Genomic DNA, 12,769 nt, shown 5'->3' on the forward strand with positions numbered 1-12,769 from the left:
AGTTGGCAAATCCCATTGTGCGGGCTCAATGATCGCAAAAATGGCCGGGTCCAGCCCATCGCGAGGCCGACGTCTACGACCGCTCCCGCTACAGAGCAGCAGTCGCAGGTTTGCGACCAGTGCGTACCGCCGGTCAAAGCGCGGTCCGGTAGCGCCGTGCAAACGAACCACCGATCAAATCCTTTGAGCTTTGAGATCTGGTCAACATCAACGTAAGTGACCCGCGCGGACGATCACCCCTCCTTCAAACCCGTCATCCTGTTCCTTCTTGCCGGGCCATCGAGAACGGCGCAGGATGATCTCGCCGGCGAAAAGATCCTTGATGGCGCCTCGACCCGAGGGCCCCCAACGCAGCAACGGTAGGTAATCAGCCAATGAACGCAGACCCGCCTTCTTGCGCAGTGTCGGACGAGGCTGTACTGCGGATCGTGCGGGAAGTCTTGACCGAACTCCACCCAGGTCGCGCGGACACGGGCCCGGTGACGCTGGACAGCGCGCTCGAGGAAGACCTTGGCCTGGACAGCCTGGCGCGCGTGGAGCTGCTGACGCGTCTCGAGCGCGCGTTCGGCGTGCGCCCGCCGGAGCAGATGCTGAGCACGGCCGAAGCGCCTCGGGACCTGCTGCGTGCGCTGCTGGCCGCACGTGGCCCACACCAAACGCAGGTGCTGCAGGCACAGCGGCTCCCGGTGCCCGAACGCGTCTCGCAAGCGCCGCACGCGGCGGCGACCCTGCAGGAGGTGCTCGACTGGCACGTGCGGGCTCATCCGCAGCGCGAGCACGTTGTGATCGACAACGGCGACGACGGACTGACGCGCCTACGGTATGCCGAGTTGCAGCAGGGCGCCGCTTGCGTCGCCGCGGGGCTGCTGGATCGCGGCTTTCAGCCGGGGCAGCCGGTGGCGCTCATGCTGCCGACCAGCCTTGAGTACTTTGTCAGCTTCGCCGGCATTCTGCTCGCCGGCGGCATCCCGGTACCGATCTACCCGCCGGCGGGCGCGGCGCAGATCGAGGAGCATCTGCGGCGTCACGTCGGCATCCTCACCAACGCGCTGGCCACGGTGCTGATCACCGTACCGCAGGCCAAGGCGCTGGCGACGCTGCTCAAGTCGCAGGTGCCGTCGCTGCGCGTTGTCTGTACCGTTGAAGAGCTGTCCTCGTGTACTGCCTCCTTGGAGCGCTTCACTGCCCATGCAAGCGACATCGCTTTGCTGCAGTACACCTCCGGCAGTACCAGCAGTCCCAAGGGAGTGGTCCTGACGCACGCCAACCTGCTCGCCAACCTGCGGGCCATGGGGAAGGTCCTGCAAGTCAGTTCCGAAGACGTCTTTGTCTCGTGGCTGCCGCTGTACCACGACATGGGGCTGATCGGGGCGTGGCTCGGCAGCCTGTACTACGCGTATCCGCTAGTGGCGATGTCGCCGCTGAGGTTTCTCGCGCGACCCGAACGCTGGCTGTGGGCCGTGCACCGGCACTCCGGCACGCTATCGGGCGGGCCCAACTTCGCCTACGAGTTGTGCCTGCGCAGGCTGGACGAGGCCACGCTGGACGGGCTCGACCTTTCCAGTTGGCGATTTGCATTCAACGGCGCCGAACCAGTCAGCGCGACGACCATGCTGGAATTTCAGCAACGCTTCGTCCGCTACGGGCTGCGGCCGCAAGCCCTGGCACCCGTGTACGGACTGGCGGAGACTGCGCTGGGCCTGACCTTCCCGCCGCCAGGGCGGGGGCTGATCGTGGACCGCATCGACCGGCAGGCGTTCTCGCGCTCGGGCCGCGCACTGTCCGCGGCGACCGGCGCGTCTGATGTGCAGCTGGTCGTGGCATGCGGCCAGCCGCTGCCGGGCCATGAAGTCCGCCTGGTCGACTCGACGGGACGTGAGGTGGCGGAACGCCAGGAAGGGCGTCTGCTATTCAAGGGGCCGTCGGCGACCAGCGGCTACTTCCGCAACTCGAAAGAGACGCATCGACTGTTCGATGGCGAATGGCTGGACTCGGGCGACTACGCCTACATGGCACAAGGCGACGTCTATATCACCGGCCGCGCGAAGGACGTGATCATTCGGGGCGGCCGTCAGGTGTATCCATATGACCTGGAGGAGGTCGTCGGCGCGATTCCCTCCATCCGCACGGGCTGCGTTGCCGTGTTCGGCAGCCCGGACCCCCGCACGCGCAGTGAACGGGTCGTTGTCATGGCGGAAACCCGCAATATGTCCCCCGAGGTGCAGGCGCAACTGCGCCGCCAGATCAACACCGCCGTGGTCAGTGTCCTCGGTGCGCCGCCGGACGACGTGGTCCTGGTGCCGCCGCACACGGTCTTGAAGACATCCAGCGGCAAGATCCGTCGCGCGGCCAGCCGCGAACTGTACGAGAACGGTGGCGCTTCGCCCGTGCAGCTGGCGCCGTGGCGGCAGATCGCGCGGTTTGCTGGGCAGGCGATGCTGCCGCAACTACGACGTGCCTGGCGCTTTGGCGCGACGGTGGCTTACGCTGGGTATGTCTGGCTGGTGTTCTGGCTGCTCGCGCCCATCACGTGGGCGCTGGCCGCCGTGCTGCCCAAGGCGTCCTGGAGCTGGGCGCTGAGTCGCCATGCGGCCCGGCTCTTCTTTCGTCTGTCCGGGCTCCCGTTTGCGGTTGAGGGACTCGAAAATTTGCCGCGTGAGGCGACCTGCGTGGTCGTGGCAAACCACGCGAGTTATCTGGATGGAATCACCCTGGTCGCCGCACTGCCGCGCCATTTCCGCTTTGTCGCCAAGCGAGCGCTCCAGGAACAGTTCATCCCACGGGTGTACTTGCGAGGTCTCGGCGCCATTTTTGTAGACCGCGACGACTCGCAGCGCGGGGCGGAGGACGTCGCGCGGGTGACGCGCGGCGTTTGCGCCGGCACAGCCATGTTGTTCTTTCCGGAAGGCACGTTCCGGCGCGTCCCAGGCTTGCTACCGTTCCATGCGGGCGCGTTCTCTGCGGCAGCGCAGGCCGGAGTGCCCGTGGTGCCGGTGACGATTCGCGGCACGCGCTCCGTGCTGCGCGACGGTCAGTGGTTCCCACGCCGCGTGCCGATCGACGTGATGGTCAGTGCCCCGATCCGACCGGATGGTGACGACTGGTCAGCGTCGATCCGGCTGCGCGACGCCGTGCGCGCGGAGATCCTGAACCGGTGCGCAGAGCCGGATGCGGGCGATGTGGGGCGCTTGCATTCGTAGGGTCGCGTGGTCCTGAGTTAGTGGGAGCCCACCGTTCGTTTCCTATCAAGGTCGAAGTGGATGGCGCCACGCTCCATGAGGGACATGTCGTCACCGGCAACTGGCCGCTTTCGCTGTGGCCATGGCTGCCGATGGGTGGTGTGATTTCTCACCTGGCGTTCAAACCATGAGCGATGTGGTCGGCTTGAGCGGCATCCGCAGCACAAGTCCAGTCGGGCTACAAGGGCCAGCCCCTGTCCGCCTTCCTCGGCAAGCCTGCGCCGCCGCTCGCCCCAACGATTAATTTCTTGCCCGCCACCACCGGCATCAAGACGAGCTTCTATGAGTACCTGGACGCTGCGCTTCAGTACGTGCCGGTGAACGCCGAAAACAGGGAGGTGCGCGCCCGCATGGCCCGGATAGGGATTGGCGCGGGCAAGACCTTCGAGTTCAAAGACCTTTCGCTCGAACACAAGGCGGCGGTTCTGCTCGGTATGAAGGACGGCGACGAGAAGGTGGACAAGTGGTTCGCCAGCGGGCTGAAAGACGTGAACGGCTGGAAGATCGGGTCCTCCTTCGGTGACCAGTCCTTCTACAAGGGCGACTGGTTGATGCGCGCCGGTACAGCCAAGGGCGGCATCTACGGCAGCCACGCGCGCCAAAATGGCGAAACGTGCGCCATCGAAGGTTGTGTATGCCGACGACACGCGGTCCTTAAGTCGCGATGCCCAACCGTCGCAATCGGGCCCGAACCGGCTGTACAGCTTTCTCCGAAGCGGCCCTCCAGTTGAGCAACAACTTTCTGACCCATGTATGCGAGCGATGCAGAATTCTTGAGCACGGTGAATCAGCCCATCGTCATGGTTGTTGTGCAAGCGCTTTATTGCATTGGATCGCGGCCTTCAAGTACTGCGACTCTCAACACAAGACCCGGCGTGAATCACTTCGACGAAGACGCCATCGCCATGTAATCCACGCTGAGCTGCGTCAGCGTCCGCACCCCCACCGCCAGGCTCGCCTCGTCCACAAAGAAACGCGGCGAATGATTCGGCTCTGCCTTCTGGGCATCCTGCCCCACGGGCGTGGCACCGATCATCACGAACAGCCCCGGCGCCTTCTGCGCGAAGAAGGAGAAGTCCTCGCCGCCGGTGCCCTTCGGGATCACCATCGCCTTGGCGCCCGGAATGCGGCTGAGGCTGGGCGTCATCTGCTCGGTCAGCTTGGCATCGTTGATGGTCGGCGCATAGCCGTCGGCCTCGAAGTGCACGTGCGCCGTGCCACCGCCGCTTTGGGCGATGTGCTCGGCCGTCTCGCCCATGCGCTTCATGATGAACGCGCGCATGCCCTCGTCGTAGGTGCGCAAGGTGCCGCTCATCTCGGCGTTGTCGGGAATGATGTTGTAGCGGGTGCCGGCGTTGAAGGTGCCCACGCTCAGAACCGACGGTTCCTTGGTCACGTTGACCTGGCGGCTCGCGATGGTCTGCAAGCCCAGCACGATCTGCGAGCCCAGCACGATCGGGTCCACGCCGCTCCAGGGCATCGAGCCATGCGTTTGGCGGCCCTTCACGCTGACCTTGAAGGTGTCGGAACTGGCGGTGATGGGGCCGGCCTTGTAGCCGATCTCACCCGTGTTCAGGCCCGAGGCCAGATGCAGGCCGAACACCACGTCGGGCTTGGGTGCGTCGAAGGCGCCTTCGGCCAGCATGCGGCGCGCGCCGCCGATCTCGGCGTTGGGCAGCTTCTCCTCGGCCGGCTGGAACATGAGCTTCACGGTGCCCGGCAACTGGTCCTTCATCGAGGCCAGCACCTCGGCCACGCCCATCAGGATCGCCACGTGGCCGTCATGGCCGCAGGCATGCATCACGTCGACCTCCTTGCCGGCCCAGGTGGCGCGCGCCTTCGACGCAAAGGGCAGATCCAGCTGCTCCTTCACCGGCAGCGCGTCCATGTCGGCGCGCAAGGCCACCACCGGGCCGGGCTTGCCGCCCTTGAGCGTGGCCACCACGCCCGTCACGGCCACGCCCTCGCGCACCTCGTAGCCGAGCGCCTTCAGGTGCGCCGCCACCAGGGCCGCGGTGCGCTTTTCCTGATTGCCGAGTTCCGGATGCTGGTGGATGTCGCGGCGCCAGGCGATCACCTTGGGCTCGACCGCCTTGATGCGCTCTGCGATCAGCGGGTACATCGCCTGCGCCTGGACCGGCGCGGGCACTGGCGGGGCCTTGTCCTGGGCGCTGGCAGCCAGCGCACAAAGGGCGAGAACGGCGGGCAGGCAGGCAGTTGGGCGCAGGCGGGGGCGGGGGCGGCGAAGCTTGGGCATTGTTGAACCGAGGAAGGAAAGGAGCCGTCGAGCTTAGGCATCCCTCCGATTTCGATCCAATCGAATTTCCATCGGCCGATAATCTGTCCTTATCGATGGCTTCTTCCGCCGCGCCCGCCCCGCCTTCTTCGTCCTTCTCGCTGCACGAGCGCCTGCTCGCGCGCTTGCGCCTTCGCCACCTGCGGCTGGTGGACGCCCTGGCCACGCATGCAAACTTGCGGCGCGCGGCCGAGGCGGTGCACATGAGCCAGCCGGCAGCCACCCAGATGCTGCGCGAACTGGAGGCGCTGCTCGATGTGCCCCTGTTCGAGCGCCACGCACGCGGCATGCGCATCACCGAGGCCGGGCGCCTGCTGGCCGCCCATGCGCGCATGGCCATCGACGCCTTGCGCGTCGCCACCGACGGCCTGGCGGCGCTGGCCGCGCAGGAGGCCCGGCCGCTGCGCATCGGCGCGCTCGATGCCGCCCTGGCCAGCGTGCTGCAGCCCGCCCTGCCGCGCCTGCTGGCGCAACACCCGGCCCTGCGCCTGGTGATCGAGGAAGGCAGCAGCGAGCGCCTGCGCACCGGCTTGACGGGCGGCGCCTTCGACATCGTGCTGCTGCGCAAGCCGGCGCACCTGGAGCCGGGGCAGCGCTTCATTGCCCTGCGCAGCGATCGAATGGTGGTGATTGCCAGCGCCGGGCATCCGGCGGCGCGGCGCAAGCGCCTGCGCCTGTCCGACCTGGTCGATTCGCGCTGGATCCTGCCGCCGCCGCATTTCGCGGTGCGCCAGGCGCTCGACGCCGCCTGGGCTCGCGAGAAGAAGGCGCCACGCGAGCACAGCGTGCAGACCTTGTCGCCGCACGTGCTGCGCAGCCTGCTGGCCCAGCCGGACGTGGTGATGCCGGTGCCCCGGACGCTGCTGGACCGGGTCGACCGCAGCGCCGTGGTGGAGCTCAAGCTGGCGCAGCTGGATGCGCCGATCGAGCCGCTGGGCCTCCTGTACCGCAGCGGCGACGACAGCCCCGTCAAGACCCTCTTGATCGATTTCCTGGTGGGCGAGGCCAAGGGCGCGTGACGGTGGCGCTCGCCGTGAACGCGTTCCACAATCATGGTCATGAGCACGCCCACCATCCACCTGATCGGCGCCCCCACCGACATCGGCGCCAGTGTTCGCGGCGCCGGCATGGGGCCGGACGCGCTGCGCGTGGCCGACCTGCCCGCCATCCTGGCGCGGCACGGCTTCGGCGTGGTGGACGCGGGCAACCTGTCGGGTCCTGCCACGCCCTGGGCGCCGCCGAGCAACGGCTTGCGGCATCTGGATGAAGTGGTGGCCTGGAACCGCGCGGTGTACGGTGCGGTCGATGGCGCCCTGGCCGCCGGCCATGTGCCGCTGCTGATGGGCGGCGACCATTGCCTGGCCGTCGGCTCGATCAGCGCGGTGGCGCGACACGCGCGCGCACGCGGCCAGAAGCTGCGCGTGATCTGGCTCGATGCCCACTCCGACGTCAACACCGAGGCCACCAGCCCCAGCGGCAACCTGCACGGCATGCCGGTGGCCTGCCTGCTCGGCCATGGCCCGGCGGCGCTGCGCGGCTGGAGCGGCGAGCCGGCCGCGCTGGATGCCAAGGCGCTGCGCTTCATCGGCATCCGCAGCGTCGACGCGCAAGAGAAGCTCGCCATCCGCAAGCTCGGCCTGCAGGTCTTCGACATGCGCCACATCGACGAGAACGGCATGCGCGTCACCATGACCGAGGTGCTGGGCGACATCGACGACAACACGCACCTTCATGTGAGCTTCGACCTCGACTGCCTGGACCCGGCCGATGCGCCCGGGGTGGGCACCGGCGTGCGCGGCGGGCCCACCTACCGCGAGATGCAGCTGTGCATGGAAATGATTGCGGACACCGGCCGCCTGGGTTCGCTCGACGTGGTCGAGCTCAACCCCGCGCTCGACGTGCGCAACACGACTGCCGAGGTGGCGGTGGAACTGATCGAAAGCCTGTTCGGCAAGTCAACCCTCGCACGCTGATGCACAGGGCCGATCGCGAAATACTTCTCGGAAGCTGAATTCTTCGAAGCTACACTGCGCCGCAGTTGTCAACAAGACGTGACGCCTCAAGCGCCACACGAAGAATATGACGCTGCTGAGTGGGGTTGCGGATGTGCTTCGTTCACATCCCGAGATCGCTTTGTTCCTGGCCTTGTGCATCGGCTACGCGATCGGACAAATCAGGTTCGGCCCCATCCAGCTGGGCGGCATCTGCGGCACCCTGATTGCCGCGCTCTTCATCGGCCAACTCGGCGTGACGCTGGAGCCCAGCGTGAAGAACGTGTTCTTCATGCTCTTCATCTTTGCCCTGGGCTATGCCGGCGGGCCGCAGTTCTTTGCCAACCTGAATGCCAAGGGCCTGCGCATCGGCCTCTTGTGCCTGATCGAGGTGGTGGTGGTGCTGGCCCTGGTGCTGGCCGCCACCCACTTCATGAAGCTGGACCAGGGCACGGCCGCGGGCCTCATGGCCGGGGCCGCGACCGAATCTGCCGTGGTGGGCACCGCCACCGACGCGATCTCCAAGCTGGCGCTGCCGGCCGAAGAGATCAAGCAGCTGCAGGCCAACGTGGTCACGGCCTACTCCATCACCTACATCTTCGGGCTCATCACCATCGTGGTGGTCACCAGCCAGGTATTCCCGCTGATCCTGCGGGTGAACCTGCGCGACGAGGCCGAGAAGCTGTGGAAGTCCATGGGCGGGCGCGAGGAAGATGCCAGCGCCACCGCGGCCGTGCCCGAGCTGGTGGGCCGCGTCTATGAAGTGACGGCCCGCGCCGGCGGCATGGTGGCGCGCGTGGACGCGCGGCTGCACGGCAGCGGCAGCGTGCAGGGGCTGATCCGCGGCGGCCAGAAGATCGCCTTCGCGCCCGACACGCAACTGCAGACCGGCGACCGGTTGCTGATCATCGGCCACCGCCATGCGCTGGTCGAGCTGGCGCAGGCGGCCGCCGGCCTGGGGCGCGAATCGGCGGATGCCAGCGCCTTCGGCCTGGTGCTGGAAAGTGCCGAGCTGGTCGTGCGCAACAAAGCGGCTCAGGGCCTGACGCTTCGCGAGCTCTCCTTGCCGCAGGCCGGCAACGGCGGCAAGCCGCTGGTGGGCGGGAGCGTCCTGGTGGCCAGCGTGGAACGGGGCGCCCAGCGGATGCCGCTGCTGCCGGACCTGCAGCTGCAACTGGGCGACAAGCTCAAGCTCTTCGGCACCGCCGCGGAACTGGCCGCCGCGGTGCCACTTCTGGGCGAGCCGGTACTCAAATCAGTCAAGAGCAATATCGCCTTCGCCGCCATCGGCATCGTGCTGGGCGTGTGGATCGGCATGTTCAGCGTCAAGCTCGGCGGCATCGCGCTGTCGCTGGGAACCGGCGGCGGCGCGCTGCTCACCGGCCTGGTGTTCGGCTGGTATCAGGCCAGGCACCCCAGCCGCCTGAGCGTGCCCGACGATGCGCTGTCCTTGCTCAAGGACATTGGCCTGGCCACCTTCATTGCCTGCGTCGGCCTGGCCTCGGGGCCGCAGGCGCTCGACCTGGTGCGCAAGTACGGCGTCTCGCTGCCGCTGATGGGCGTGGCCATTGCCGTGCTGCCGGCCTTCTGCTCGCTGATGGTGGGCCACTTCCTGCTGAAGTTCGAAGCCCCGGTGCTGCTGGGCGCCATCGCCGGCCAGCAGTGCAGCACGCCGGCGCTCAGCGCCATCCAGAGCGCGGCGGGCAACACCACGCCGCTGCTCGGCTACACGATCACCTACGCAATCTCCAACGTCATCCTGCCCCTGATGGGGCCCGTCATCGTCGCGCTCGCCGGCCTCGTGCAGAGCCAGTGAGCCGCGGCGTCAATCGCACGAAGAAAGGAAAGGACACATGGATTGGCTGCACGGAATCTTCAAGCACTCGCCCGAGATCGCGCTGTTTCTCTCGCTGGCCCTCGGCTACCTGATCGGCAAGATCAAGTTCGGCAAGTTCCAATTGGGCGGCGTGGCCGGTTCGCTGCTGGTGGCGGTGATCGTCAGCCAGGTGGGCGTCGAGATCGATTCGGGCGTGAAGGCCGTGTTGTTCGCCCTCTTCATCTACGCGGTGGGCTACGAGAGCGGGCCGGGCTTCTTCAACGCGCTGGGCAAACAGTCGATCAAGGAGATCCTGCTGGCCGTGGTGATGGCCGCCAGCGGCCTGGCCACGGTGGTGGTGATGGCCAAGCTGTTCGGGCTGGACAAGGGCCTGGCCGCCGGCGTGGCGGCGGGCGGGCTCACGCAGTCCGCCATCATCGGCACCGCGGGCGACGCCATCGCCAAGCTGGGCCTGGCCGCCGACGAGACGCAGCGCCTGCAGGCCAACGTGGCGATCGGCTATGCCGTGACCTACGTGTTCGGCTCCTTCGGCGCCATCATCGTGTGCGTCAACATCCTGCCCAAGCTGATGGGCCGCAGCATCCGTGACGACGCCATTGCCGCCGAAGCGAAGCAGCAGGCCGGCGTGCAGGTGCTGGCCGAAGGCCAGCAGGCCGCGGCACCCGACCTGATCGGCCGCCTGTACGTCGTGGCAGCGGGCAAGGCGCGCAGCGTTGCGCAGATCGAGGAAGCGGCCGATCCGCCCGTCACCATCGAGCGCGTGAAGCGCGGTGGCAAGTTCATCGAGGTCTCGCCGCAACTGACGCTGCAGGCCGACGACATCGTGCTGGTGGTGGGGCGCCGCGCCGCGGTGGTGGCCAGCGCCGCGCTGCTGGGCAAGGAGGTCTATGGCGTCGACGGCATGGCGCTCACCATGCAAAAGCGCGACGTCGTCATCACCCGCAAGGAACTCGATGGCCAGACGGTGGCGCAGATCCGCGGCGCCACCGCCGGCGGCGTGCGCCACGGCGTCTACGTGGTGCAGCTCAAGCGCATGGGCAAGCCGCTTTCGATGACGCCCGACCTGGTGGTGCAGGCCGGCGACACGGTGACCCTGTACGGCGCCGAGCATGACGTGCGGCGCGTCGCCAGCGCGGTCGGCGAGGTGATCATCCCGAGCAGCAAGACCGACTTCGTCTACCTCGGCGCGGGCCTGGTGGTGGGCCTTCTGATCGGCCTTCTGGTGGTGAAGGTCGGCGGCATTCCGCTCACACTGGGATCGGGCGGCGGCGCGCTGCTGGCAGGCCTCCTCTTCGGCTGGTACCGCGCCAAGCGCCAGACCTTCGGCGAGATGCCGCCCGGCGCGGTGCAGATCCTGAAGGACCTGGGCCTGGCCGGTTTTGTCGCGGTGGTCGGCCTGCAGTCGGGCCTGCAGGCGGTGACCACCATCAAGGAACATGGCATCACGATCTTCGGCGTGGGCGTGGTCGTGACCATCGTGCCGATGATCATCACCATGCTGATCGGGCGCTATGTGCTGCGCTACGAGAACACGGCCATCTTTGCCGGCGCCCTGTCGGGCTCGCGCAGCGCCAACCCGGCCTTCGGCGAGGTGCTGGACAAGGCGGAGAACGCGATTCCCACCGTGCCCTTTGCCATCACCTATGCATTGGCGAACGTGCTGCTGACCTTGCTCGGCCCGCTGATCGTGGCCCTGGCTTGAACCTGCTCAACCCTTCGCAAAAGGAGATTTCTCATGGACTTTCGTGACGTCGAAAAACTGGCGGCCCTGAGCCCCTTCGAACTGAAGGACGCGCTGATCCAGGTGGCCAAGGAAAGCGACCGCTCGATGCTCAACGCCGGCCGCGGCAACCCGAACTTCCTGGCCACGACGCCGCGCTACGGCTTCTTCCAGTTCGGCCTGTTTGCCATGACCGAGGCCGAGCGCTCCTTTGCCTACATGGACGACGTGGGCGGCTTCCCGCAGCGCGAAGGCATCGAGGCGCGCTTCGAGATCTTCGTGGCGCGCAACAAGGGCGTGCAGGGCGTGCGATTCATCGACGCGGCCGTGTCCTATGTGCGCGACCAGTTGGGCCTGTCGGCCGGCGACTTCATCTACGAGATGTGCGAGGCCATCCTGGGCTGCAACTACCCGGTGCCCGACCGCATGCTGCGCCTGTCGGAAATCATCGTGGGCAAGTACATCCACCAGGAAATGATCGGCAAGCACCCCTTTGCCGGCAAGTTCGACATGTACGCGGTGGAAGGCGGCACCGCCGCCATGACCTACCTGTTCAACAGCCTGCGCGAGAACCACATCATCAAGAAGGGCGACACCATCGCCCTGGGCATGCCGATCTTCACGCCCTACATCGAGATCCCGCACCTGAACGACTACGAGCTGGTGGAAGTCGAGGTCGACGCGCCGATGGAAAACAACTGGCAGTTCAGCAAGAAGGAGCTCGACAAGCTGCTGGACCCCAAGGTGAAGGCCTTCTTCCTGTGCAACCCGAGCAACCCGCCTTCGGTGAAGCTCAGCGACGAGGTGCTGGCGCAGATTGCCGCCATCGTGAAAAAGCGCCCCGACCTCATCATCCTGACCGATGACGTGTACGGCACCTTCGCGGACGACTTCGTGTCGCTCTTTGCCATCTGCCCCTACAACACCATCCTGGTGTATTCGTACTCCAAGTACTTCGGCGCCACCGGCTGGCGCATGGGCGTGGTGGCCACGCACGAGAAGAACGTGCTGGACGAGAAGATCTCCTTCCTGCCCGAGCCCCTGAAGAAGCAGCTGGACGAGCGCTATGGCTCCATCACCACCACGCCGCGCGAACTCAAGTTCATCGACCGGCTGGTGGCCGACAGCCGCACCGTGGCGCTCAACCACACAGCGGGCTTGTCGACGCCTGTGCAGGCGCAGATGGTGATGTTCTCGCTGTTCAGCCTGATGGATGAGCGCGAGGCCTACAAGCAGTCGATGAAGCGCATCGTGCACCGGCGCAAGGCGGCGCTGTACCGCGAGCTGGCGCTGCCGGTGCCGCAGGATCCGAACTCGGTGAGCTACTACCACCTGCTGGACACGCAGGACATTGCCACGCAGATGTATGGCGCGGCGTTCGGCAAGTGGCTGGTCAAGCGCCTGAAGCCCAACGAGGGACTGTTTCGCATCGCCCAGGCCAGCGGCGTGGTGCTGCTGCCGGGCAAGGGCTTCGGCACCGATCATGCGTCCGGCCGCGTCTCGCTGGCCAACCTCAACGAATACGACTACGCCAACATCGGCCGCGCGCTGCGCGAGATGGCGGCCGAGTACTACGAGGTCTTCAAGAAGGAAGGCGGTGGCAAGGGCGCGGCCGGTTCGGCGGCCGTCAAGGCCAAGGCGCCAAAGAAGGGCAAGAAGTAAGGCGGCGCGCGAAGGCGGTGCACG

The 12,769-nt window shown here is 66.8% G+C and carries 8 protein-coding genes; 7 read left to right on the plus strand and 1 reads right to left on the minus strand.

All coding sequences use genetic code 11. The features are described from left to right. The first annotated feature begins 374 nt into the window (after nt 1–374). Together ACIPRI_RS17610 and ACIPRI_RS17615 are read left to right on the plus strand one after the other, a co-directional pair. A complete protein-coding gene (locus tag ACIPRI_RS17610; RefSeq protein WP_446622752.1) occupies nt 375–3,200 on the plus strand; it encodes an AMP-binding protein in 2,826 nt (941 codons plus the stop codon). A 287-nt stretch (nt 3,201–3,487) separates the two neighbouring features. Beyond that, a complete protein-coding gene (locus ACIPRI_RS17615; protein ID WP_446622753.1) occupies nt 3,488–3,970 on the plus strand; it encodes a hypothetical protein in 483 nt (160 codons plus the stop codon). A gap of 149 nt (nt 3,971–4,119) precedes the next feature. Here the strand turns inward: ACIPRI_RS17615 and ACIPRI_RS17620 are convergent, their stop codons facing one another. Further along, nucleotides 4,120–5,496: an amidohydrolase gene (locus ACIPRI_RS17620; protein WP_446622754.1), complete on the minus strand. Its 1,377-nt coding sequence runs from the start codon at nt 5,494–5,496 to the stop codon at nt 4,120–4,122. Between the two features lie 95 nt (nt 5,497–5,591). On the opposite strand from ACIPRI_RS17620, the gene ACIPRI_RS17625 reads away from it, so the two are divergent. The 5 genes from ACIPRI_RS17625 (at nt 5,592) to ACIPRI_RS17645 (ending at nt 12,745) form a co-directional block, all read left to right on the plus strand. Further along, nucleotides 5,592–6,554, plus strand: a complete 963-nt coding sequence (locus tag ACIPRI_RS17625) for a LysR family transcriptional regulator (RefSeq protein WP_446622755.1) — start codon at nt 5,592–5,594, stop codon at nt 6,552–6,554. Nucleotides 6,555–6,593: 39 nt separating this feature from the next. Further along, a complete protein-coding gene (rocF, locus tag ACIPRI_RS17630) occupies nt 6,594–7,508 on the plus strand; it encodes an arginase (protein ID WP_446622756.1) in 915 nt (304 codons plus the stop codon). A gap of 106 nt (nt 7,509–7,614) precedes the next feature. Beyond that, on the plus strand, nt 7,615–9,342 hold the full coding sequence (gene aspT, locus ACIPRI_RS17635) for an aspartate-alanine antiporter (protein ID WP_446622757.1): 1,728 nt from the start codon (nt 7,615–7,617) through the stop codon (nt 9,340–9,342). A gap of 37 nt (nt 9,343–9,379) precedes the next feature. Beyond that, nucleotides 9,380–11,065, plus strand: coding sequence for an aspartate-alanine antiporter (gene aspT / locus ACIPRI_RS17640; protein ID WP_446622758.1), 1,686 nt, complete (start codon nt 9,380–9,382; stop codon nt 11,063–11,065). A gap of 33 nt (nt 11,066–11,098) precedes the next feature. After that, nucleotides 11,099–12,745 (plus strand): bifunctional aspartate transaminase/aspartate 4-decarboxylase, encoded by a 1,647-nt coding sequence (locus ACIPRI_RS17645; RefSeq protein WP_446622759.1) that lies wholly within the window; start codon nt 11,099–11,101, stop codon nt 12,743–12,745. The last annotated feature ends 24 nt before the right edge of the window (nt 12,746–12,769 follow it).

The sequence above is a fragment of the Variovorax sp. LARHSF232 genome (assembly GCF_052871435.1).